The 25,071-nt window shown below is 43.8% G+C and carries 16 protein-coding genes, 3 rRNA genes and 1 riboswitch; of the genes, 15 read left to right on the forward strand and 4 right to left on the reverse strand.

Features of this window, described 5'->3' with window-relative positions:
- The first annotated feature begins 435 nt into the window (after nucleotides 1-435).
- From HXT19_RS00320 to HXT19_RS00355, 8 genes are all read left to right on the forward strand, one after another.
- Nucleotides 436-1,446: a substrate-binding domain-containing protein gene (locus HXT19_RS00320; RefSeq protein WP_004113891.1), complete on the forward strand. Its 1,011-nt coding sequence runs from the start codon at nucleotides 436-438 to the stop codon at nucleotides 1,444-1,446.
- Nucleotides 1,447-1,708: 262 nt separating this feature from the next.
- A complete protein-coding gene (locus HXT19_RS00325; protein ID WP_004116559.1) occupies nucleotides 1,709-3,202 on the forward strand; it encodes a sugar ABC transporter ATP-binding protein in 1,494 nt (497 codons plus the stop codon).
- Between the two features lie 172 nt (nucleotides 3,203-3,374).
- On the forward strand, nucleotides 3,375-4,376 hold the full coding sequence (locus tag HXT19_RS00330) for an ABC transporter permease (RefSeq protein WP_248902928.1): 1,002 nt from the start codon (nucleotides 3,375-3,377) through the stop codon (nucleotides 4,374-4,376).
- Nucleotides 4,377-4,674: 298 nt separating this feature from the next.
- Nucleotides 4,675-5,613, forward strand: a complete 939-nt coding sequence (locus tag HXT19_RS00335) for a D-ribose ABC transporter substrate-binding protein (protein ID WP_004116565.1) — start codon at nucleotides 4,675-4,677, stop codon at nucleotides 5,611-5,613.
- A gap of 415 nt (nucleotides 5,614-6,028) precedes the next feature.
- Nucleotides 6,029-6,424, forward strand: coding sequence for a D-ribose pyranase (gene rbsD, locus HXT19_RS00340; RefSeq protein ID WP_004116568.1), 396 nt, complete (start codon nucleotides 6,029-6,031; stop codon nucleotides 6,422-6,424).
- A gap of 68 nt (nucleotides 6,425-6,492) precedes the next feature.
- The gene (locus HXT19_RS00345; RefSeq protein ID WP_014554280.1) at nucleotides 6,493-7,557 is read left to right on the forward strand and encodes a ribokinase; all 1,065 of its coding nucleotides are present in this window, start codon (nucleotides 6,493-6,495) and stop codon (nucleotides 7,555-7,557) included.
- 257 nt (nucleotides 7,558-7,814) lie between these two features.
- Entirely contained in the window at nucleotides 7,815-8,783 is a 969-nt protein-coding gene (locus HXT19_RS00350; RefSeq protein WP_422119692.1) for a ketopantoate reductase family protein, read from the forward strand.
- A gap of 213 nt (nucleotides 8,784-8,996) precedes the next feature.
- Nucleotides 8,997-10,940: an alpha-glucosidase gene (locus HXT19_RS00355; protein WP_422119693.1), complete on the forward strand. Its 1,944-nt coding sequence runs from the start codon at nucleotides 8,997-8,999 to the stop codon at nucleotides 10,938-10,940.
- A gap of 28 nt (nucleotides 10,941-10,968) precedes the next feature.
- On the opposite strand, the gene HXT19_RS00360 is transcribed toward HXT19_RS00355, so the two are convergent.
- Nucleotides 10,969-11,751, reverse strand: coding sequence for an SIR2 family NAD-dependent protein deacylase (locus tag HXT19_RS00360; protein ID WP_174190976.1), 783 nt, complete (start codon nucleotides 11,749-11,751; stop codon nucleotides 10,969-10,971).
- A gap of 38 nt (nucleotides 11,752-11,789) precedes the next feature.
- On the opposite strand from HXT19_RS00360, the gene HXT19_RS00365 reads away from it, so the two are divergent.
- The 7 genes from HXT19_RS00365 (at nucleotide 11,790) to HXT19_RS00395 (ending at nucleotide 22,142) form a co-directional block, all read left to right on the forward strand.
- Nucleotides 11,790-12,131 carry a hypothetical protein gene (locus HXT19_RS00365; protein ID WP_174190857.1) on the forward strand — a complete coding sequence of 114 codons (342 nt, stop codon included), beginning with the start codon at nucleotides 11,790-11,792 and terminating at the stop codon, nucleotides 12,129-12,131.
- A 190-nt stretch (nucleotides 12,132-12,321) separates the two neighbouring features.
- Nucleotides 12,322-13,849: ribosomal RNA gene (locus tag HXT19_RS00370) — 16S ribosomal RNA — on the forward strand.
- A 373-nt stretch (nucleotides 13,850-14,222) separates the two neighbouring features.
- Nucleotides 14,223-17,283 (forward strand): 23S ribosomal RNA (locus tag HXT19_RS00375).
- Nucleotides 17,284-17,450: 167 nt separating this feature from the next.
- A 5S ribosomal RNA gene (rrf, locus tag HXT19_RS00380) occupies nucleotides 17,451-17,567 on the forward strand.
- Together the 16S, 23S and 5S rRNA genes form the textbook arrangement of a ribosomal RNA operon.
- Nucleotides 17,568-17,837: 270 nt before the next feature.
- Nucleotides 17,838-17,930: riboswitch (TPP riboswitch) on the forward strand.
- On the forward strand, nucleotides 17,918-19,435 hold the full coding sequence (gene thiM / locus HXT19_RS00385; protein ID WP_422119694.1) for a hydroxyethylthiazole kinase: 1,518 nt from the start codon (nucleotides 17,918-17,920) through the stop codon (nucleotides 19,433-19,435). It overlaps the preceding riboswitch by 13 nt.
- 4 nt (nucleotides 19,436-19,439) lie before the next feature.
- Complete coding sequence (locus HXT19_RS00390; RefSeq protein ID WP_422119695.1) at nucleotides 19,440-21,137, forward strand: bifunctional hydroxymethylpyrimidine kinase/phosphomethylpyrimidine kinase; 1,698 nt, start codon at nucleotides 19,440-19,442, stop codon at nucleotides 21,135-21,137.
- Nucleotides 21,138-21,728: 591 nt separating this feature from the next.
- Nucleotides 21,729-22,142: a transcriptional regulator gene (locus HXT19_RS00395; protein ID WP_004113737.1), complete on the forward strand. Its 414-nt coding sequence runs from the start codon at nucleotides 21,729-21,731 to the stop codon at nucleotides 22,140-22,142.
- A gap of 180 nt (nucleotides 22,143-22,322) precedes the next feature.
- Here HXT19_RS00395 and HXT19_RS00400 read toward each other — a convergent pair whose 3' ends face one another.
- The 3 genes from HXT19_RS00400 to HXT19_RS00410 all read right to left on the reverse strand — a co-directional run bounded on the left by HXT19_RS00400 (nucleotide 22,323) and on the right by HXT19_RS00410 (nucleotide 24,684).
- Complete coding sequence (locus HXT19_RS00400; protein ID WP_004112863.1) at nucleotides 22,323-22,694, reverse strand: hypothetical protein; 372 nt, start codon at nucleotides 22,692-22,694, stop codon at nucleotides 22,323-22,325.
- 161 nt (nucleotides 22,695-22,855) lie between these two features.
- Nucleotides 22,856-24,016, reverse strand: coding sequence for a hypothetical protein (locus tag HXT19_RS00405; protein ID WP_004113739.1), 1,161 nt, complete (start codon nucleotides 24,014-24,016; stop codon nucleotides 22,856-22,858).
- Nucleotides 24,013-24,684, reverse strand: coding sequence for a response regulator transcription factor (locus tag HXT19_RS00410; protein WP_004113741.1), 672 nt, complete (start codon nucleotides 24,682-24,684; stop codon nucleotides 24,013-24,015). The genes HXT19_RS00405 and HXT19_RS00410 overlap by 4 nt, the downstream gene beginning before the upstream one ends.
- Nucleotides 24,685-25,071 lie beyond the last annotated feature (387 nt).

Consider the following 25,071-nt stretch of genomic DNA (forward strand, 5'->3'; position numbering starts at 1 on the left):
GTCTAGTTTTGTCTTCTTTTATTGTGTCTTATTTAATCTTATCTACTCGTATTTTTAAATTATTTTATTTTACTAATAATTATTTTAATAATATAAATTTCTTAATATTTTTATCTTGCAATTGCGCTTTTTAAATGTTATAGTTGCGGTAACGTTACCGCACAAGGTTTGCTATGGAAGCGAGAAGAGTGTGAAAACGTTATCTCATAGGTGACTTTGGTCAGCGCTGATGAAGCTACTTAGTGAGATTGAGGTTAGTAAAAACATCATATGCATAGATGCATAGTGTGATTCTCTCAAAAGAGAGGAGTATATGAAAAAACGTAATTTAGAATATAGAATACAAGAGAAAATCAGAGCATATAAATTGCAATGTAAATAATCTTAAATGCTGTACTTGTATAGTTTTGTATAGTGTTACCGATGGGAGGTGCTATGACGTATATTACGATTCGCGATGTTGCACAACATGCTGGAATATCAGTGTCAACTGTGTCTCGTGCATTAAACAACACGGGTCGTATATCGGCAAACACCAAGGCAAAAGTTGAGCGTGCGGTTGCTCAATTAGGTTATATCCCAGATTCGCGCGCGCAAGCAATGCGATCGTTACGCACAAAAACAGTAGGACTGCTTGTGCCAGACATTCGTAACGCATATTTTGCCGAACTCGCTTACACTGTTCAAGACTCATTGTTTGAGGCAGGCTATTGTGCATTTATAGGAACATCATCTGAAAGTGCATCTCGTCAAGATTCATTTATAACCAGTATTCTTTCGCAACGTATTGATGGGGCGATTATAGTTCCTCAGGGTGAAGTTACTGAAGCTATGAGAAAGCTGATTGAGCAGCGACTCCCTATGCTGTTTATGGATCGCCACGTAGAACCGCAAGCTGGCGGCTTAGAACACGTGCCAGTAGTTGATTCAGACCCAACAAAGGGCATTCGTGATGCTCTGTTAGATGTTCTGCAACATGGTTTTCACTCAGTTGGCTATATTTCTGGCCCAATTATTGCTTCGCCCTCGTTGCAAGAACGTGAGCAAGCATTTAGAACCGTGGCTTCAGAGATATTTGGCGAAGAGCATGTATTCGTAGAATCAACAGGATTTGACCAGTCGTCGTGTGCAAGCGTAATGCATCGCATGATTAATGTTGGAGTGAAAGCTCTTATTATTGGCTATTCGCCAGATGCGTTGCGAGTAATGCAAGTGATGGCTCAAGAAGGATTAGTAATAGGCAAAGATATATCATTGATTTCTTTCGATGATGTAGAAGTGTTTCGCCTAGCAACTCCACGTATTTCTGTGATTTCACAGCAAGTTCAACGTATTGGCCACATAAGTGCTGCACTGTTTTTAGATATGCTTGAGAATAATGGTGACGTTAAATCGCAGCGTGTAGAAACTGTGTATATCCCTCGCGAATCGCTAGGGCGAGCATAGATTCGTAAAAAGCTGCAAAATATCGTCATTATTTAATGGTTTATCTATCAGTATTTCAACTGATTATTGCACTGTAACTTTGTTGTATGTGTATTAATTGTTTGAGTGGACATTGTTCGTACTTTGTACTTTGCACATTGTACTTAATGTTTTATTCGCAATTCGCAAGTCAATATAAACGTAACTAAACAAACAATAACTTGACGTAATCAATGGTAATTTCGCGAGCGCATTGATGCTATAGCGAAGGAAGAGGCTAAACATGACGGAGCTGTCATTAGTAGGAGTATCGAAAATATTCGGTAATTCTACTGTAGTTGACAATGTGTCAGTAAAAGTAAAGCCAGGTGAAGTTCATGTTCTACTTGGTGAAAATGGTGCTGGCAAGTCAACTGTTATTAAAATGATGAGTGGCATTTATCAGCCAGATAAAGGTCATATTGAGATTAACGGTAAAACGGTGCGTATTCCTAATGTAGATGCTGCGCGCAAATTAGGTATTGCTGTAATACACCAAGAGTTAAATTTAGTGCCTGAACTTTCTATTATGGAAAATCTGTTTCTTGGCATGCTACCAACCAAAGCTGGTTTTGTTGATCGTGCAACTATGCGATCTAAAGCAAAAGAGGCATTGCAAGTTATTGGCTTAGAAGAAGATGTAGATAGGCCAATGGGAGAGCTTGGAGTGGCTCGTCAACAAATGGTAGAAATTGCTAAAGCGCTTATGCAACATGCATCTATTCTTATTCTTGACGAACCGACAGCAGCACTTACAAAACGTGAGTGTGAACAATTATTCAGCATTATTGCAGATTTGAAATCTAAAAATGTTGGAATGGTATTTATTTCTCACCATTTGGACGAGATTGCGCGAGTTGGAGATGTAGTAACCGTACTTCGAGATGGAAAATACGTTGACACTGTTAGTGCAGATGTTCCAGAAAAAGAACTTGTAAGGTTAATGGTTGGACGCGATATAACTAATCAGTTCCCACATGGAAACAGGCATCAAGGCAAGGAATTGCTAAAAGTAGAAGGATTAACGCGAAAAGGTGCTATTGAGGATGTGTCTTTTAGCGTTCATGCTGGAGAAGTCGTTGGACTTGCAGGCTTGGTTGGTGCTGGTAGGACTGAGGTTCTTCGTGCAATATTTGGAGCGGATACTTACGATTCGGGATCTGTTTCAGTAGACGGAAAAGCGATTCCTAAAGCAAATATTGCTGGCAGCATTGCTGCAGGTCTTGGATTAGTGCCAGAAGATCGTCGCGTGCAAGGTCTTATTTTGGAGGCATCTGTTGCAGATAATCTTGGAATCTCTACGTTAATTCCTACATCTCATGCTGGTTTTGCAGATTTAAAAGGTCAGCGTGCGCATGAAGAAGAAACTGCAGAGAAATTGCGTATTCGCATGGCAAATATTGATCAGCTTGCTGGTTCGCTTTCTGGTGGAAATCAGCAGAAAATCGTATTTGGCAAGTGGTCTATGGCAAACGTAAAAGTGCTGCTTTTGGATGAGCCTACTCGTGGCGTTGATGTTGGCGCTCGCGTTGAAATCTATGAGCTTATTAACAATATCGTTGAAAACGGTGGAGCAGTACTTATGGCTTCGTCAGATTTACCTGAAGTTCTAGGAATGTCTGATCGTATTCTCGTAATGTCAAACGGCAAGATCAGTGGAGAACTTGCTGCTAGCGAGGCTACGCAGGAAAAGGTTATGGAACTTGCTGTAACGCATCTTAGTGAATCAGATAAATAGGAATAAATAGCAATAAATAACGATAAACAACAATAAACAACATGGCGTGAAGTCATATTGAAAAATTAAAAATTGAAAGATTACTTGTAAAACGTAAAAATTGCGTTCTGCAGTTTGAAAAGCGCAAATAGGTGCTGTGAACTGTTGGAAACTCGTTAAAGGAGTATTTGTTATGAGTGCTACAAAGAGCGAAAAATCTCACCGTTTAGGGTATGGTGCAGACGACAAAGGATTTTTGCCAACGTTAAAAAAGTTTGCATCTCGTAATGGTGCACTTATTGGTTTGATTATTTTGTGTGCAGCGCTTTCTTGCGCTACGCCTGCATTTTTAACAAGTGTAAATATTCTCAACGTTGGCATTCAAGCTGCTACGGTAGCAATTTTGGCATTTGGTCAAACTTTCGTAATCGTTTCCGCTGGAATTGATTTGTCGGTTGGTGCAGTTGCTGCGATTTCTAGCATGTTTGTTGCTTACACTGGCGCTTCTATGGGCTTACCTCCAATATTGACTATTATTATTGGTGTAGCTACAGGTGCAGTTTTTGGCTTAATTTCTGGCGTTGCTAATGCTTTTCTTAAGCTGCCGTCGTTTATCGCCACGTTGGCAATGATGTCTGTGGCTCGTGGACTTACGCTGGTTGTTTCGGATGGTCGTCCTATTTCCACTTCGGGCATGGTGAATTTCTTCGGAGCAACAATATGCGGAATCCCTATGCCAATAGTGATGATGATTATTATGGGCGTTATTTCCGCAATAATCTTGAACTTCACTACTACAGGTCGTTCAATGTATGCTGTTGGCGGAAATATGGAAGCATCTCGTCTTTCTGGCATAAACATTCATAAAACTCAAATTATGGTGTTTATTCTTTCTGGCGTTTTTGCTGCTGTAGCTGGTTTAGTGATTGCAGGGCGTTTGCATTCTGCTCAGCCTCAAGCAGCTACCGGTTACGAGATGGATGCTATAGCGTCTGTGGTTATTGGTGGCGCATCGCTTTCTGGAGGCAAAGGTAAGATTTCAGGCACATTCGTAGGCGCAATACTTTTGGCTGTTATTCGTAATGGCTTGAACATTTTGAACGTTTCTTCCTTCTGGCAGCAAGTTGTTATTGGCTTGGTGATTGCGTTTGCTGTAAGCCTCGATACTTTGCGACGCAAGGAAGATACTCACTGAAATAAGGCATACTAAGCAATTAATAGACATATTAATAATCCGTAGAAACTTGATCTCCTTGCTTAGAAGGGGGGTGTTTATAAAGGTATTGACTTAATGGTGGCAAGCATCAATGCCTAAATGCAGCAAAAATATAATAAGAAATCTAACAAAAATCTAATAAAAATAATTTAAATTATAACTGAAAACAATTTAACAATATGGTAAATAAATGGCAAAAACATCAGCCTTATTTATGCAAATAATGTTTTAAATATTGTGATTTGCGATTAATAAGGCAATAGTCAAAGGAGATATGATGAATTATCTAGTTATGCGCCGTGGTATGAAGCTCGCTTGTGCTGTTGCAGCAGCATCGGCTCTTGTTTTCAGCATGAGTGCGTGTGGAAATGCAAGCTCTAGCGACAAGGTTGCGCTGTTAGTGTCTACGCTAAATAATCCATTCTTTGTGGATTTGCGTGATGGTGCGCAAGCGGAAGCCAAGAAGCTGGGAGTTGATTTACAGGTTTCAGATGCTCAGAACGATTCTTCTAAGCAGCAAGATCAGGCTCAAAACGCGCAATCTCAAGGTGCTAAAGCAGTAATTATAAATCCTGTGGATTCCGATGCTGCTGGCCCAGCCGTTGCGCCACTTCTTAGCTCTGGTATGCCTGTGATTTCTGTGGATCGTTCCGTAACTGGCGAAAAAGTTACTTCTCACATTGCCTCCGATAACGTGGCAGGAGGTGCTCAAGCTGCCGATGCGCTCGCTAAGAGCATGGGAGAAAAGGGCGAAGTTCTAATTTTGCAAGGCATCCCAGGTGCTGCTTCTACGCGAGATCGTGGCAAAGGTTTTAAGGATCGCATTAAGAAGTATCCAAATATTAAGGTTGTTGCGGAGCAGACTGCTAACTTTGATCGTGCTGAGGCGTTGAACGTTGCAACCAACTTGTTGCAATCTCATCCGAACGCAGCTGGCATTTACGCCGAGAATGACGAGATGGCATTAGGTGCAATCCAATCATTAGGTGCTAAAGCTGGTAAAGATGTTAAAGTAGTTGGCTTCGATGGTACTGCCGATGGCATGAAGGCCATTAAGGCTGGAACAATGGCTGGCACTATTGCTCAGCAACCAAAGGAGCTTGGGCGTTCTGCCGTTGCTGCAGCTGTAAAAGCTATTAAGAAGCAAACTGTTCCAAAGACTGAGCCAATTACTGTGAAAACAGTTACAGCAAAGAATGTAGCTGATTTCGAGTAATAGTAAATCAAGTAGTACAAAAAGTAGTACAACAAATAGTACAAAAAAGTAGTAAACCAAATAGTGTGAAAAGTGTACAAAAAGTAGTACAACATTTATATGGCGTTGAAATCGTTGACTTGTATGCTGAGCGTAACAATTAATACGATTTTATTGTATATGCAACGTGTATGTTGTCATCGTTTTCAACGCCGCACTATTTGTTGTTTTTAATATCACATTATTTTTTGATGCATTATTTGTAAATATATAAAAGTAAATATTTAAAATAAAGTAAATACAAATAAGTAGATATTTAGTCTTACATCAATCATTACAGCAAGCATTTAAGCTTGATGAGCATTTGCTATTATGCGATTATCACTGTTGATAGTCACTAACGCAAAGTAAAAATTTAATATCATAAGGAGAAAAAATGTTAACTCATGGCATCTTGAACTCGCAATTAGCGGCTGCTCTTGCAAAGCTTAGGCATAAGGATCAATTTGTTATTTCTGATTGCGGATTACCGGTTCCTCAAGGCGTAGAAGTAATAGATTTAGCTTTAGTGTTTGGGATTCCGCGATTTAGCGATGTGCTGAATGCAATCAAAGCTGATTTGGTACTTGAATCAGGCATAATGGCTAAAGAAGCATGCAATAAAAAGCCAGAAGAGTGGGTAAAAGAATCCTTAGGCGTGCCGCTAACATACGTTCCACACGATGGCGATGAAGGTTTTAAAGCTTTAGTTTCACAAGCAAAATTTGTGATTCGTACAGGCGAAACTACGCCATATTCCAACGTTTTATTGCGCTGTGGCGTTCCTTTCTAAATTTCTAAATTGTGGTGTTCTTTTATAAATTTTTAATATTAAAGATTAGTTGCTGATTTAGGAGAAAAATGCATTGTTATAGTAAGCTTGATTCGTTAAGTGGATTAGAAAATATTGCGTCGCTCCGCTTAAACGATTTAAAAGTTACGCAAGAGAATATGCAAGAATCACATAAAGCGGATTCAAACGCTATTGCAATAGTCGGCTCTATGAATGCGGATTACACTATTGTGGCAGATCGTCTTCCTAACCCAGGAGAAACCATTAATGGAAACGAGATTCGCGTGTTGCCAGGTGGAAAATCTGGTAATCAAGCTGTATCGGCTGCAAAACTCGGTGCACACGTTAAAATGTTTGGTGCAGTTGGCAATGATTCCAATGCTGATTTTCTCCTAAATTCTTTGCAATCTTCCGGAGTTGATACAACTTGTGTTCGTCGCGTAGAAAATAAAAAGAGTGGCGCAACTGTGATTACTGTAGATGCGCATAGTGGGGAAAATACTATTGTGTATGCTCCAGGATCTAATTCTTTAGTAGATTGTGAGTATATTCAATCGCCGTTAGTAAAATCCGCTCTTACTAGCGCAAAAGTTCTTGGTCTTTGTTTAGAAAGTCCTTTAGAAACTGTAACTATGTGCGCACAACTAGCGCATGAAAACGGCGTAAAAGTGCTTCTTAACGATTCGCCATTTTTAAACAAGTTGCCTAAAGATTTGATTGATTCTGCGGATATTTTGCTTGTTAACGAGCATGAGATGGCGCAGCTTTTGAATATTGAAGAGCCAGATGATGGAGATTGGTATTCTTTTGATTGGAATCATGTAGCTCACGCTATGCATGATTTTGGCTTTGATGAAGCTGTAGTTACTCTTGGCTCTAAAGGCTCTGTAGTGTTGGATTATTCAAAAGAGGATTGCGTATGCATGATTTCCCCTCAGAGCGTTAAAGCTGTTGATACAACTGGCTGCGGTGATGCTTTTATGGGCACAATATTAGCTTGTTTGTCTGTAGATATGCGTTTAGACGAAGCTGCCGCGTTAGCGTCTTATGTTTCTGCGTATGCAGCTACTGGTTTTGGCGCTCAAGCTTCTTATGGCACAGTTGAACAAATTCGTCAATTTTTTAATGTTTAAGTGACTGAGTTGTAGGTGATTGCGATATACGCATATTTGTGAGCATTATTAGTTGGTAATTGCATTTTAAATAATACAAAATTTTGACATTCTCAAAAAACTGTGTAATATGCTATAAAAACCAAAAAGCAGTTGGCTGATTTTAGTCACTACAATCAGCTTTACTGCTTTTTACTATATTCATAGTCGCTTCGACGAATTTCCATGTATGTACGAATTTCGCCTAAGCACATTTTTACCTAAAAGGAGGTGTCACTATGAGTGGCATGAAATATGCAATGATCGGTTCTGGAGCTATGGGGTATCGCTATGGCGTTTTGTTGCAGGAAACGGCTGGCATTCATGTTGATTTCATTGATGCCTGGGATGAAAATGTGAATAAAGTTCGCGAGCAAGGCGGCGTAATGGTGAGCCGCGATCATGAGAATCGTCATCTTGTGCCAATCAATATGTATACCCCTGAGGATTATGAAGGCGATCCAGATGTGTGGATTGTGTTTATGAAGCAGATGCAACTTGCTCAAATGTTGGAGCGATGCAAGCATTTGTTTAAGGATCATCAGGTTGTGTTCGCGGCAATGAATGGTTGGGGTCATTTTGAGAAGCTTCAGCAATATTTCTCGGATGATCGTATTTATGGCGGCACTGCAATGATTGCAACCGTGCTGAATGGCCCGGGCGACGTTGATTTTATTGGTAAAGTCGGCGTTGGTACGATGAATATGTGCGCGTTGAACGAGCAGGTGAGTGATGTTGAGCTTGCTATGCGAGATGATTTTAAAGCTGCTGGCTTGAATCCTACTATTACGGAAGATTTCAAGGGTACTTGCATGGCGAAGGTAGTTTTTAATTCCGTAGTTAACACTTTGTGCACAATGTATCAGATTCAGATGGGTCAGTTTATTTCGTACCAAGGGGCTATGGATATGGCTCGCCAACTTATTGACGAGGCATACGATGTGTGCGATCGTGCAGGAATTCGTATGGTTAATACGCGTCAGCAGGAGTTGGAGGCTATTGATTACGTGAGCCGAGTGGCAAATCCTTTGCACTATCCTTCTATGTATCAAGATATGAGTCGTGGACGAAAAACAGAGGTTGATTATATCAACGGTTATATTGCGAAGCTTGGTCGCGAAAATGATTATGTATGCCGCACTCACGAGTTCTTAACGCACGGAGTGCATTTGGCGGAGCTTGCATTCAAATTGCATAATCAGCAGTGATTTGGAGAGCATTCTACAATTCGTACAATGAATGAGAAGGAGACACGGCTCGTGGTTTTTACTACGGGCCGCTTTTTATTATCCGCGCGTAACATCTAATATGCTGATAAAATTTAGAGTCTAAAATCATAAATACTATTAAATAAATAAAATTATTTGTAATAAATAAAACTGTAATAAAAATACTTATTGACGTAAATTAATGGGGAATGTATGACTACTTTTGACAGAGCGAATTTGCCAGAATCCGTGCGCACAAACGGTGCTACGCCAAACCCTTGGTGGGCGAATGCAGTTGTGTATCAGATTTATCCGCGAAGCTTCCAAGATACTAACGGCGACGGAATCGGTGATTTGAAGGGCATTACTTCGCGTCTTGATTATTTGGCTGATTTAGGTGTTGACGTGCTTTGGCTTAGCCCTGTTTACAAGTCTCCACAAGACGATAACGGCTACGATATTTCCGATTATCAAGATATTGATCCGCTTTTTGGCACTCTAGAAGATATGGACGAGCTTTTGGCACAAGCGCACAAGCGCGGGCTTAAGGTTGTGATGGATTTAGTAGTAAATCACACTTCCGACGAGCACGCTTGGTTCCAGGCTTCAAGAGATGCTTCTAGCGACTACGCGGATTGGTATTGGTGGAGACCAGCGCGCAAAGGTTGCGTTCCTGGGGAGCCAGGTGCTGAGCCAAATAAGTGGGGCTCGTATTTTGGCGGTTCTGCGTGGACTTACGATCCAAAGCGCGGCGAATATTACTTCCACCAGTATTCGCCAAAGCAGCCAGATTTGAATTGGGAAAATCCTGCGGTTCGTGCTGCCGTGTACAAGATGATGAATTGGTGGATGGATCGCGGAATTGACGGCTTCCGTATGGATGTGATTACGCAAATTTCTAAGCGCGTAGATAGCGAAGGACGTTTGCCAGGGGAATACGGTTCGCAGATTGAAGATGCTCCAGCAGGCGACGACGGCTACTCTTCGCCGTATTTCTTCTGCTCCGATGGCCCTCGTTTAGACGAGTTTTTGCGCGAGATGCGCGAGGCGGTTTTCAAAGGTCGTGAAGGTTTCTTAACTGTTGGCGAGGCTCCTGGAATTTCCGCGCATCGAAACACTTATATTACAAATCCTGCTAATGGTGAGCTAGACATGCTCTTCTTGTTCGATCAAGTTAATGTTGATTGCGCAAATGGCACTAAGTGGAATCCTATTCCTCTTAAGTTGACGGCATTAAAACGCGCAATGGCAGATCAGCAGCAGGCAGTTAGCGATGCTGGTTGGGCGAGCTTGTTCTTTAATAATCACGATCAGCCGCGTGCGCTTTCTCGCTGGGGTAGTGAGGCTAGCGATGAGATGCGCGTGCTTTCCGCTAAGGCGATTGCAATGCTCTTGCACATGCACCGCGGCACTCCGTACGTGTATCAGGGTGAAGAAATTGGCATGACAAACGCGCACTTTACGCGTCTCGAGCAGTATCGCGATTTGGAAGCGTTAAATATGTTTAAGCAGCGCGTAGAAGAAGCGCATATTCAGTCGGCTGAGTCGATGATGGATGCGCTCGCAAAGCGCGGTCGCGATAATTCTCGAACGCCTATGCAATGGAATGCGTCTAAATATGCGGGATTCATGCCTTTTAATGTTCCGTCGCAAAATAATGCACAGCCGTGGATTAGCGTGAATCCTAATTATGTAGATATTAACGCGGCTGAGCAAATGGAAGATTCGGATTCTGTTTACTCGTTCTACAAGCGTTTGATTGAGTTACGTCATTTGCAGCCTGTTGTTTCGGCTGGTTCTTGGAATTTGATTGATGCGGATGATGAGTGTGTTTACGCGTTTATTAGGAAGGTTGAGCAGACTTGTGAGAATGCTAAGGCGGATGAGACAGGTCTTGAGAATGGTGTGCGTTCTTCAAGCGCGGTTGCTGGCGATTCTTCCTCTGTCTCGATAAAGAAGCTGCTCGTAATGGTAAATATGACGGATTCGTCTGTGGCAATACCTGCTCAAAGTGCCGAATTGTTGCGTAATGTCGCCTCTAATGGCGTATCGTATGATGATGTGATGATTTCTACCTACAGCGCGGATCATGCTCTTAAATCACTTAAAAATGGCACGCTTGCGCCTTGGGAGGGAATCGCTGTTAGCTTGCAATAATTATTTTGAAATAGTCACTTTGTAATATTCACTTTGCAATAGTTTCGTCTACTAATTTTGGCAGAGCTTTCGCAATATCTTCGCGTATTATGCGCTCTGCCAAATAATCGTATTGCGTAGCGCTCAGGTTCATTATCGTAATCGGCACTCCTGCGCGAGCAGCTAGTGGCACAAGGCTGGCAGCTGGAAACACTTCTAGCGTGGAGCCAATAACCCACAGTTCGCTTGCTTGCATAATCGCCTGCGCGCTGCGTTCCATCGCCCCTTCGGGAAGTGCTTCTCCAAAATATACTACGTCCGTTTTTATAAGACCATTGCAAGGCATATTTCCGCGATACGGCAGCGCGCGCCTGCAATGTGGATCTGGGTGCGCGTCTAAGTCGCGCATAATGTCTGCTGTATTGTAGCTTGCGTGGCAGCTCATGCAGTGTGATGTTCCAATGCTTCCGTGCAAGTTCACTACAATATCTGGGCTGTTTCCAGCTTTTTCGTGAAGCGCATCAAAGTTTTGAGTGGCGATTAAGTCCAGCATCCCAGCTTTCTCAAGTTTTACTAGCGATTTGTGTGCTGTTCCTGGCTGAGCGTTCCAAACTGGCGACTCTTTTTGCCAGCGCCAAGAGTAAATGCGTTCCTCTTCACTGCTTAAAAACGCGTCTATATCGTAAACACTCATTTGCTCTGGGTGCTTAGTCCAAACTCCATCTGGGCCTCGAAAGTCTGGAATGCCTGCGCTTGTAGATATTCCGGCGCCTGTTAGAGCCACAATGTGATTATGTGAGTTGTTCTTGCTGTTTTTCTCGCTATTTCTCATATACCTATATATAGCACGCGAACGCATAGCACGTACACATGTTGTATGCATATATTTTGTTTACGTTGTTTGCGTTGTGTATTTTGATTATTTTGCTCGATTGCTTTGCACGACACTCCCGGGTTTTGGGTTTTTTATGGTTTTTTGTTTGTTTTTTGGGTTGTTTTTGGTTTTGTGTTGGTGGTTGTGGTGGTTTGTTGTGGTTTTTTGCGTGTTTTCGACACGCCGATGTTTTGGCTTGTTTTCAATGGTTTTGTGGTGTTTGTTTGGTGTTGGTTTGCGTTTTGGTGGGGTTTGGTGTAAGTTTATCTCTTGCTGCTCAGCGCGGCTGGTTCTCCTCGGTTGAGGTTGATGGGCCGGCTGGTGTGGTGGTGGTTTGAGAACTCAAGAGCGTGTCTGTACTACTTATTAGTTAATTATTGCCAGTTCATTGTCAGCCTCACGGATTGTGGGGTGCCTGAGAGATGGTTAAATGATGGTGAGGTTTTTTGTTGGGATGTTCTTTCCTTAAAGAATGTCTCGTCTTTTTCTTTTATATTGGAGCCTTTTGTTGGCTCTTCATTGAAGTTTTTCGTGGAGGGTTCGATTCTGGCTCAGGATGAACGCTGGCGGCGTGCTTAACACATGCAAGTCGAACGGGATCTGACCAGCTTGCTGGTTGGTGAGAGTGGCGAACGGGTGAGTAATGCGTGACCAACCTGCCCCATGCTCCAGAATAGCTCTTGGAAACGGGTGGTAATGCTGGATGCTCCAACTTGACGCATGTCTTGTTGGGAAAGTGTTTAGTGGCATGGGATGGGGTCGCGTCCTATCAGCTTGTAGGCGGGGTAATGGCCCACCTAGGCTTCGACGGGTAGCCGGCCTGAGAGGGCGGACGGCCACATTGGGACTGAGATACGGCCCAGACTCCTACGGGAGGCAGCAGTGGGGAATATTGCGCAATGGGGGAAACCCTGACGCAGCGACGCCGCGTGCGGGATGAAGGCCTTCGGGTTGTAAACCGCTTTTGATTGGGAGCAAGCCTTTTGGGTGAGTGTACCTTTCGAATAAGCGCCGGCTAACTACGTGCCAGCAGCCGCGGTAATACGTAGGGCGCAAGCGTTATCCGGAATTATTGGGCGTAAAGAGCTTGTAGGCGGTTCGTCGCGTCTGGTGTGAAAGCCCATCGCTTAACGGTGGGTTTGCGCCGGGTACGGGCGGGCTAGAGTGCAGTAGGGGAGACTGGAATTCTCGGTGTAACGGTGGAATGTGTAGATATCGGGAAGAACACCAATGGCGAAGGCAGGTCTCTGGGCTGTTACTGACGCTGAGAAGCGAAAGCGTGGGGAGCGAACAGGATTAGATACCCTGGTAGTCCACGCCGTAAACGGTGGACGCTGGATGTGGGGCCCATTCCACGGGTTCTGTGTCGGAGCTAACGCGTTAAGCGTCCCGCCTGGGGAGTACGGCCGCAAGGCTAAAACTCAAAGAAATTGACGGGGGCCCGCACAAGCGGCGGAGCATGCGGATTAATTCGATGCAACGCGAAGAACCTTACCTGGGCTTGACATGTGCCTGACGACTGCAGAGATGTGGTTTCCCTTCGGGGCAGGTTCACAGGTGGTGCATGGTCGTCGTCAGCTCGTGTCGTGAGATGTTGGGTTAAGTCCCGCAACGAGCGCAACCCTCGCCCTGTGTTGCCAGCGGGTTATGCCGGGAACTCACGGGGGACCGCCGGGGTTAACTCGGAGGAAGGTGGGGATGACGTCAGATCATCATGCCCCTTACGTCCAGGGCTTCACGCATGCTACAATGGCCAGTACAACGGGTTGCTTCATGGTGACATGGTGCTAATCCCTTAAAACTGGTCTCAGTTCGGATCGTAGTCTGCAACTCGACTACGTGAAGGCGGAGTCGCTAGTAATCGCGAATCAGCAACGTCGCGGTGAATGCGTTCCCGGGCCTTGTACACACCGCCCGTCAAGTCATGAAAGTGGGCAGCACCCGAAGCCGGTGGCCTAACCCTTTTGGGATGGAGCCGTCTAAGGTGAGGCTCGTGATTGGGACTAAGTCGTAACAAGGTAGCCGTACCGGAAGGTGCGGCTGGATCACCTCCTTTCTACGGAGTTTTTGTGCACGCTCGGATTGAGTGTGGTTACTGGTGTGGAAAACAATAGTTAATGTTTTTAGATGAGTTTGTTGGGCATGCTTTTGGGTTCCCGGATTGCCACCCCCCTTTTTTGGGGTTGCGGTCCTGGCCCTTGGATTACAGGTTGAGGCTTTTTGGTTTTTGGCTTGTGTTCTTGGTGTTTGGTGGTTTGAGAACTGGATAGTGGACGCGAGTAAGAATAGTGAGACTGTTTTTGGTTTTGCTTGTTTTTACTTTTATCAATTTCAACCGGCTCCATTTTGGTGGAGTCGCTTGATCGTTTTGTGATCGTTTAGTGTGATGATTTATTGTCTAGAGAGTTAAGCGATAGGCTTTTTACTGGTGTATCACTGGTAAGGGCGTATGGTGGATGCCTTGGTAGACAGGACCGATGAAGGACGTGACGGGCTGCGATATGCCTCGGGGAGCTGCCGAGTGGGCTTTGATCCGAGGATTTCCGAATGGGGAGACCCGGCCACTGTTATGGGTGGTCACCACAGTTTTTGTGGGGGGTACGCAGGGAAGTGAAACATCTCAGTACCTGCAGGAAAGGATACTCCGTGAGTAGTGGCGAGCGAAAGCGGATCAGGCTAAACCGAGTACGTGTGATAACCGTCAGGTGTTGCGTATTCGGGGTCGTGGGATTGACTGTTCAGCCTCTGACGGGGTTGAGAAGAGTGATAAAATGTCGTGTTATGTGAATGGGATTGAATTCCCAGCCGTAGAGGGTGATGGCCCCGTAGCAGGTTGCGCGATGTCTTTTTATGTTTATTCCCAAGTAGCGCGGGCCTCGTGGAATCCCGCGTGAATCTGCCCAGACCGTTGGGTAAGCCTAAGTATTCCTGTCTGACCGATAGTGTACTAGTACCGTGAGGGAAAGGTGAAAAGCACCCCGGGAGGGGAGTGAAATAGTTCCTGAAACCGTGCGCTTACAATCCGTCGGAGCCTTCTTTGTGGGGTGACGGCGTGCCTATCGAAAAATGAGTCTGCGAGTCAGTGGTATGTGGCGAGGCTAACCCGGGTGGGGGAGCCGTAGCGAAAGCGAGTTTTAAAAGGCGTTTTAGTCGCATGTCCTGGACCCGAAGCGGGATGATCTAGCCCTGAGCAGGTTGAAGCGCGGGTAAGACCGTGTGGAGGACCGAACCCACCTAGGTTGAAAACTGGGGGGATGACTTGGGGTTAGGGGTGAAAGGCCAATCAAATTCCGTGATAGCTGGTTCTCTCCGAAATGCATTTAGGTGCAGCGTCATGTTATTGCTTGCAGGGGGTAGAGCTACTGGATGCTTGCGGGCCCATACCGGGTACTAATAGCAGCCAAACTCCGAATACCTGTTAGGTTTATCATGGCAGTGAGTCGGCGGGGGATAAGCTCCGTCGTCAAAAGGGAAACAGCCCTGATCGTCGTCTAAGGTCCCGAAGCGCGTGCTAAGTGGGAAAGGATGTGGAGTCGCATAGACAGCCAGGAGGTTGGCTCAGAAGCAGCCATCCTTGAAAGAGTGCGTAACAGCTCACTGGTCTAGTGGTTCCGCGCCGACAATGTAGCGGGGCTTAAGCACGCCACCGAAGACGCGACTGCATGATTTAGTTCATGTGGGGTAGGAGAGCGTCCTGTATGGGGTGAAGCGGCAGTGTGAACTTGTCGTGGACTATACGGGAGTGAGAATGCAGACATGAGTAGCGAGAGACAGGTGTGAATCCTGTCCGCTGAATGACTAAGGGTTCCGGGGCCACGTTCGTCGTCCCCGGGTGAGTCGAGTCCTAAGGCGAGGCCGACAGGCGTAGTCGAATGGATGAACGGGTTGATATTCCCGTACCGGTGTTACACCGTTCGAACTGAATCTGAGAGTACTAACCTTCGTTATTCTGGTTGATTGCCTTTCGGGGTTTTCTTCTGGTTTAGTGTTGGGACTGTATCGGTAGTAGGTTAGCGTGGGAGTGACGCGGGTAGGTAGCCGGCTGCGGAGGTGGTTTTCCGTGGCTAAGCGTGTGGGCTGTCCTCTAGGTAAATCCGGGGGATGTTTAAGCTGAGGCGTGATGGGTAGGCTGTAAGGCTGATTCCGGTGATCCTGCTTGCCGAGAAAAGCTTCAACGTGAGGTGTGATTCCGCTCGTACCCTAAACCGACACTGGTGGTCTGGTAGAGTATACCAAAGCGATCGGGCGAATCCTGGCCAAGGAACTCGGCAAATTACTCCCGTGCCTTCGGCATAAGGGAGACCCCTGATGGTGATGTTTTTTACAAGCGGAGCTGTTGGGGGTGGCACAAGCTAGGGGGTAGCGACTGTTTACCAAAAACACAGGAGCGTGCGAAGGCGTAAGCCGCTGTATACGCTCTGACGCCTGCCCGGTGCCGGAAGGTTAAGAGGATCCGTTAGCTTCGGTGAAGCGGTGAATTTAAGCCCCGGTAAACGGCGGTGGTAACTATAACCATCCTAAGGTAGCGAAATTCCTTGTCGGGTAAGTTCCGACCTGCACGAATGGCGTAACGACTTCCCCACTGTCTCGGCCAGGAGCCCGGCGAAATTGCAGTACGAGTAAAGATGCTCGTTAAGCGCAGAAGGACGAAAAGACCCCGGGACCTTTACTATACCTTGGTATTGTCGTTAGGTGTGGATCGTGTAGCATAGGCGGGAGGCTGTGAAGCGTGGGCGCTAGCTTGCGTGGAGTCGATCAGTGAAATACCGCTCTTTCCATATCTGGCGTCTAACCTCGACACGTTATCCGTGTTAGGGACAGTGCCTGGCGGGTAGTTTAACTGGGGCGGTTGCCTCCTAAAGAGTAACGGAGGCGCTCAATGGTCCGCTCAGCCCGGTTGGCAATCGGGTGTTGAGTGTAATCGCACAAGCGGGCTTGACTGTGAGACTGACGGGTCGAGCAGGGACGAAAGTCGGAGATAGTGATCCGGTGCCGGCGTACGGACGTGGCATCGCTCAACGGATAAAAGGTACCCCGGGGATAACAGGCTGATCATTCCCAAGAGTCCATATCGACGGGATGGTTTGGCACCTCGATGTCGGCTCGTCGCATCCTGGGGCTGGAGCAGGTCCCAAGGGTTCGGCTGTTCGCCGATTAAAGCGGCACGCGAGCTGGGTTCAGAACGTCGTGAGACAGTTTGGTCTCTATCCTCTGCGCTCGTTGGAATGTTGAGGAGACCTGCCCATAGTACGAGAGGACCTGGGTGGACGAACCTCTGGTATGCCGGTCGTCACGCCAGTGGCGCTGCCGGTTAGCTACGTTTGGAAGGGATAACCGCTGAAAGCATCTAAGCGGGAAGCCTGCTCCAAGATTAGCATTCCTTGCACTTTGTGTGTGAGCCCCCATGTAGAACACGTGGTTGATAGGCTGGATGTGGAAGCCCTGTAAGGGGTGGAGCTGACCAGTACTAATGGGCGATTGTGATACTACTTGTATTGCTTATCGTTTAATTCTCTTAGATAGTATGGAGTGTTAGACGGTCATTTTATGGTTAAGTTGTTGATTTTGATGATTGTTTCTTCTGTTTGCTCGCGTTCATGTCCGGTTCCCAAACCGCCAAGTTGCCGCTCGTTTAAAGCGAGTGTATAATCTAGTTTTGCGGTGGTCATGGCTCAGGTGAGACGCCCGGTCCCATTCCGAACCCGGAAGCTAAGGCCTGACACGGTGAGGGTACTGCACTCGATAGGGTGTGGGAGACTAGCACGCTGCCGCATTATTCTTTCTAGCGGGGAACTTGATTGTTCCCCGCTATTTTATTACTTAAAACCAAGTCGTCGCGCAAGTGAGGTAGAGATTCGAGATTTTTCGCAGCGAATGAGATGTTTCGCTCGCGCGGTCTAAGCGCGCGAACGTCTTCGCCGCGCAGAAGCAGTGCTTCTGCTTTGAGCGGCTCAGCGCTCCGAATTACCTTTTCGCGCTACGCTCTAAGCGAAAAGGTAGGTCGTCGCGCATATAAATAACGTCATAACGAACATATATAGTCAAACATAGGTTCGGGGTGCGCATAAGCGCTGAGATTATACCCGTTGAACCTGATCTAGTTAGTACTAGCGAAGGGAAAATCATGACTACTGTGTCGTGTTCTAAAAATAATGAATTCTCAACTAATGCTCGTTGCAAGCAATTCATGCAAGATGTGCGAGAATGCATTGAAACTTTACGCGCAAAAAATCCGCTAACGCATTGCGTAACGAATAATGTTGTTCAAGAAATAACAGCAAACGTTCTGCTGGCTGCTGGAGCATCGCCAGCAATGGTCGTAGATGCAGAAGAAGCTGAAGTATTTGCTCAAATCGCATCTGGTGTATTAGTAAACATTGGAACGTATAGGCCAGTAGACAAAGAATCTATGGATGCTGCGATTCGCGGAGCTGTAAAAGCACACACTCCATGGGTTCTTGACCCAGTTGCAGTTGGCGGTTTAGCTCCACGCACGCAATACGCGCGCGAAATTGTTAAAAGTCATCCTGCTGTAATTCGTGCCAACGCTTCCGAAATCTTAGGCTTAGCTGGAGAAGAAAGCGGCGGTAAAGGCGTAGACGCTGGAGATTCCGTTGATTCGGCAGTTGCAGCAGCTAAGAAGCTAGTTAAACGCTACGGCTCGGTAGTGGCTATTTCTGGCGAAAAAGACGCTATTTATGGTCATGGATGCTCGGCACGAGTTTCTGGCGGCCACGAAATAATGACGAAAGTAGTCGGCACGGGCTGCTCTCTTGGCGCATTGGTGGCAGCGTACGTTGGAGCAAATCGAAATCGACCTTTTGCAGCAACAGTTGCCGCTCACGTACACGCTGCTGCAGCAGGAACTTGGGCAGCGCAACGCTCAACATTGCCAGGGTCATTTAGAAAATTATGGATGGATGCGCTTATGTATTTGAGCGCAGACGAGATGCTGAAATTAGCGAATATTGAATTTGAACTCGATCCTGTTGATTGGTCTTTATACTTTATAACAGACCCAAAGATGAGTGATCGAGCCGAAGAAGATATTGCAGTTGATTGCGTTAAAGGCGGAGCAAGCGTAGTTCAATTGCGCGATAAGTACGCAAATAGCGAAACTTTTAACAATAAAGCTCAAAGCCTGCGAGACAAAATGCTTGCTAATGGTTGCGGAGACGTGCCGATTTTTGTTGACGATCGTATAGATTGCGCTAAAAGCTTAGGGTTCAACTTGCATGTTGGTCAAACAGATACACCTTATATTGAAGCGCGTAAGTCTATTCCTGCAGAGTGGATGGTTGGACTTTCTATAGAAAAGTTAGAACAGTTAGATTACGTTTATAACGAATGTGCTAAAGAAAATGTGGCATTGCCTGATGTTATTGGAATAGGCCCAATTTGGCCTACTGCAACTAAGCCAGACGCTGCTCCTGCTTTAGGCGTTGAAGGAGTAGAAAAGATTGCTAAACGCGCTAAAGAACTCGGCATTAGCACGCTCGGAATTGGTGGTGTTAATGAAAATACCGTGTTTCCTATTAAAAGCACTTCAATAGATGGTTTATGCGTAGTATCTGCTCTAATGCTTGCGCAAAATCCTTGCGAAGAAGCACACAAATTACGCGATGCTATTACAAAGGAATAAAATAATGAATAATCAATTTTCGCAAACTCAAGCACCTTTGCAATCAATTTCTAAATTATATGATTCAAGCCTAAGGCCATCTTCCTTGCCATCTTTAGAAGAGCCAATTATTCCGCGAGTGCTAAGCATTGCTGGAACTGATCCAACAGGCGGAGCTGGAATTCAAGCTGATCTAAAATCAATCACAGCATCTCATGGATTCGCAATGTGTGTAACAACTAATTTGGTTGCTCAAAACACTTGCGGTGTGCGCGAAGTTTACGCTCCTCCAACAGACTTTTTGCAAGCGCAACTAGAAGCAGTATTTGATGACGTAACTATTGATGCTGTAAAAATCGGCATGCTTGGAGACAAATCATATATTAGCCTAGTTCAAGATTGGCTTAAGAATCATCCTGTTCCTGTTGTTGTGTTAGACCCAGTAATGGTAGCAACTTCGGGAGATAGGTTGCTTGAAAAGTCTGCAGAAGATGCAATGCGTGAGTTTGCGCCTCTTGCAGATGTGATTACGCCAAACATACCTGAACTCGCAGTATTATGCGATAAACAGCCTGCATCTAATTTTGAAGAAGCTTATGCTCAAGCAAGCGAGTGGAGTGCAAAAAACAATACTATTGTTATTGTTAAAGGCGGCCACTTAACAAGCGAAGATGCTGGTAATACTGTTGTGTTCCCAGATGGCCACAGAGTGCACGTTCCTTGCCCTAGGGTTGATACAACAACAACGCATGGCACAGGCTGCTCGCTATCTTCCTCGCTTGCTACGCGCATAGGATTAGCGTTGCGAGAAGGCAAGAAGCTAAGCGATTACAGTACAGTAGCGGATGCTCTAGCATGGTCGTCAAGATGGCTTAACGAAGCTATTGCTTGCGGTAAAGATTTGCATGTTGGCAAAGGTCATGGGCCTGTGAACCATGCTGCTCGTAATTATCGTTTGGAATTAGATTCTTCGTCAACTCCTTGGGAGCATATGCAAACTAGTGGCTTAGACGGATTAACTCCACAAAGCGTAGTCGTAAAAGCTCATAGCAAGGCTAGAAAGCCAAATGTGGAGCCTTGTGGCCCTTGGACTCAAGCTTTATGGGATGCTAGCGCAGATGTCGATAACAACATTATGAAAATGCCATTTATTAAGGCTTTAGGTAATGGAACGCTTGACTCCGACTTGTTTGCTTTCTACATAAGTCAAGATTCCGAATACTTGAAGCGTTACTCGCGCGCGCTAGCTGCTGTTGGAGCTAAAACGCCAGATAATGAAGCTAGAGTGCATTGGGCTACGGGCGCAGCTATGTGTATAGAAGCAGAATCGCAGTTGCACAGAGATTGGCTTGGAAGCAGAAATATAAGCATTGATGCGTCTTGCTCTCCAGTAACGTTAGCTTACGTAAATCACTTACTTGCTTCTACAATGGCAGAAGACTATGTGATTGGAGCTGCATCCATATTGCCATGCTATTGGCTTTATGAAGAAGTGGGGCAAATTTTAGTCAAAAATAATACTCCTGAAAACCCATATCATGATTGGATTTCAATGTATTCTTCTCATGATTTTGAGTCAGGAGTAAGAATGGCAGTTAAATTTGTTGAGAGAGCTTTTGAAGAAGCTGGACCAAAGGCTCGAATTCTTGCTGCTCAAGCATATATGACTTCATGCATTTACGAGTATGAGTTCTTTAATCAAGCTCATAGAGCATTGAGGTAGATGGTTTGATAGCTTGATAGCGCTGATGCATTGACTTCGTCTTTATTAACAAAATCTAGAAGATTTGAAGATGAGTAAAAGCGTCAGCGCATTTTTATAATACGCATGTCTCTTATTTATTGTTGATTTTCTGAGCAGCGCAGATGCACAAGTGACTTGCTTAAGACCTTGCTTAAGACTTAAATCGTGAGTAGTAAAAGTTACCTAAATTCGCTAGTCAATTTTCCTATCTGCATATTTTCCCATTTTCATATCTCCCTATCTTCCTATCTTGCAAAACTCAAAGTACTTTGGAAAATATCAAATAGAATTGCATTCAATGACGGTTATGCATTTGCGATGATTTTGTATGCAATGCCTATTTACTGAATTGATAAATAGGCATATACTTATATGTGTGAAGCGAAAAGAGTTGGAGAAAAAACTCAATCAGCTTGCAAGAAGTACTAATAGACAAATAACTTGGTCTGAGGGCGGTAATCATAGCAAAGTTTGCATTGGCGAATTGGCTACTACTGTTCCGAGGCATAATGAAATAAATGAGCTTACTGCTAGAAGCATTATTAGATATTTTGAAAGGAACCTGCAGGCATGATAGGAGCAATGAGTGTTACTGAGCATGATAATGCAACAAATTGTTTGCAAAAGGTGACTGCTATAGCTCGCAGATGCGATGACTGGTGGGCTATAGAAGTGCCAGAAATACCAGGATTATTTACTCAAGTACGTAGGCTTGATAAGGTTGCAGCAATGGTAAAAGATGCTGCTGCAACTTTAAATGTTAAAGTCAATTGCGTGGAAGTAACTCCGAAACTTAGTGAGCAAGATGAGCTTATGCTTCAGCGCATGTTAGATGCAAAATCTGCAGCTATAAAAACTCAAGAAGAAGCGTCTATACTTATGCGTGAAACAGTTCGTATACTAAGGAATCAGGGATTGACGGTTCGTGATGTTGCAGAGCTTACGGGGGTTACTCCGCAGCGAATAAGCTCGCTTAAATCTTAGTGATTTAATGCAATGCGGTTGGGGCTATGCACAAGCAAGTTGCTCAGTAGTGTATAAACTCTATGCAAAACAAATCAATAGCGGATAAATAAGTAAAGGTCAAGTCGTAGGATGTGTGGCTACAACTTGACCTTTGAAAATTGCGATATGTTTTTAAGTTAAAATCGCAGTCTAATGCTTTTATTTATTCTTGGCAATTCCAAGAGCTTTTGAACTTTCATCCTTGTCAAGGCCTATAAATAAAAGCACGATTATGCCAATAATCAGCGGAACATAACCGTATCCAGATCCGTGGATTATGCCGAATATTTCCATAAGTCCATTTGCTATTACGGCTAGTGAAGATACTATAAAATATAGTTGAGCGCACCACGGTTTTTTAATGAGAAACATGGTTGCAAGACCAAATAATCCAGCGATAATTTGAGGCACTCCCCATAGATAATCATTACGCATTACAATCAGCGCAATTCCGCTAGCAAGAAATACACCATTGGCTATTGTCCAAAATACGGATGGAATTTGTGCTTTTGTATCTTCTAAATTACTCATATTCTTCTCCTTCTAATACAAGAAAATAATTGTGTATATCAAACCTTTACAACTTATAAATTAATGGCGTGCTAAAAGGTAAACAATATCTTGTCTAGGAAAACCTTTACAAATAATTACTATCTAAAACTGCTTAAGATTCATTAATCTTTTAAACTGAATCAGTAAGCCATACTATCTATACAGTTATGTTCATTTTTGAAAGGAATAACTGCATTACATTCCCAATACTTACCAAAGGCTCGAAAATAGAGTGAACCGCCTAAATGCTTTATGGTATCGCGATGAAGCAAAAGTCCTTTTTGAGATACTGAGCGAATTGCATCTTTACTTTTCCCGCCCAAAAATCGAACATTGAACTGTTTTATAACAATTTGTTTTTCGCGTATCGAAATTCTGATGTAATAAACTAAAGAAGCATATTTTCGCATGTTCAAATATAGTTCTTCGATTAATTCAATAACTTCACAGATGATTTCATTGCTAATGTCTTCAGGAATATCGTTACTAGATATGTTGCATATTGATCTTCCTTTTAATCCACAAGATGTATTGATTGAGTCGTTCATTTGTAGTGTATCTTCAATGTGCTGAATGAACTCGCTTCGAGCATCTTGCTTAGCAGTATTTCCACGTAGAATGTCGATAATATTATGTCCTTCTTCAAAAGCCTGATCTGCCAAATCATTTATTGCCTCAATAGCACTTCGCTGTTTTTTAGAAATAGACTTGTCAAGTAATGCTATTTTACTTTGTAGTGCAATATCTGCAATCTTATTAGTTAATCTATCGTGCATTCGCACAGCCAGATGAAGATTATTAATTGTTTGCTTATCTTTTTCATAAAGAACCATTTTTTGGTGAGAAATGCGCAAAATAATACCAGTGCAAACGCAAAATATATTTATTAAAAGGTAAGCAATAAGATACTTGAAAGACAAAGTTGATAGGTATCGGTATGCAACGTAGTGTAATGCATCTATTACTAAGAATAAAGGTAGTGTAAATTGAATCGGATATAAATACGAAATAAAAACAAATGATATGATGAGCCCGAAAGTTACTGGTGGAAGATTCAGACTAGGAATAACAAGAATGCTGAGATGTACAAAAATATAGCACATGCTCATAAAATGCGGGAGCAAGCAAAGAAACAGATTTATAGCAGCAAGAATCATGTAAACTATGACAAGTTGTATTGTGCTATTGTCGCTATTTGAGTAAATATATGCATCCATTGCGCTCGACAAACATCCCAATAGTAAAAATGTTTTATTGTCAATAAGCTTTTCTCGTAAACGACGCATTAAGAAAATAATCATTGTGTATCATTTCCTAAATATTCATCATGCAGCCATGTAGTAATAAGTTGTGAACGATTTGTCACATTCAATTTTTTGAACACGCGACGAAGGATAGTTTCCACAGTACAAGTTTCAACAAATAAACGTTTGGCGATTTGCGCATTAGTCATGCCTTTACTGCACAACTTTATAATTTCAGTCTCATGATTCGTTAAAGCAAGGCGTCCATTTTTTGGCTTATTTTGCAAACGCTGAAATGCTGTCGTCGTGTCGTCAAAATGAAGATCTCCTATTATTTGTGGCTTGAACGTGCCATTGGCAATACTGCTAAGCATGGCGCAAATAGTTTCTGGGTGGTTCTTTCCAACAATGCCTTGCGCGCCTGCTGTTGATGCTTTTAAAGCATAATCGTTTATAGGGAATGAAGTTATAGCAATTATTATTGGGAGTGAGTATCTTCTTCGCAATTCGTATAATATTTTAATTCCCGAAACCCCAGACATATACATGTCAATTAGCAGCACGTCTGGGCATTGATTTTGACAAAATTGAATTGCTTGATCGGCGTACGCGGATAACCAGCAAATACTGCAGGACGGAACAACCTGTTCAATATATGTTTTTAGGCCGTGTAGACAAAAACAATCATCATCAACAATGCCAACAGTAATATGCTTTGCTATCATATTGCTCCTTCAGAAAAGCATTATTTAAGTAATAATAGTACTTGAATTTGTATGATGAATATCTTGTCTAGGAAAACCTTTACAAAGGTAATCTTATAAAGGTAGGCACTGAGAGCTTACGGGGGTTACTCCGCAGCGAATAAGTTCGCTTAAAGTTTAGTGATTCAATCACAATGTGGTTGAGGTTATAAGCAAATAAATTGTTCAGTAACATATAAACTCTATGCAAAACAAATCATTCTCTGGTATTACGCAAGCTCCAAAAATCATAAATAAAATCATCATTTAGTGTGATGCAAACTCTTTACGGCGATTATAGGCTATTAAGCAAAAGCTGAAATCCTCAATAAAGTGTCAATCATAAAAGCATTAATTGTAGCATTATCA

The sequence above is a fragment of the Gardnerella sp. DNF00038 genome, assembly GCF_049262855.1.
GTDB lineage: Bacteria > Actinomycetota > Actinomycetes > Actinomycetales > Bifidobacteriaceae > Bifidobacterium > Bifidobacterium vaginale.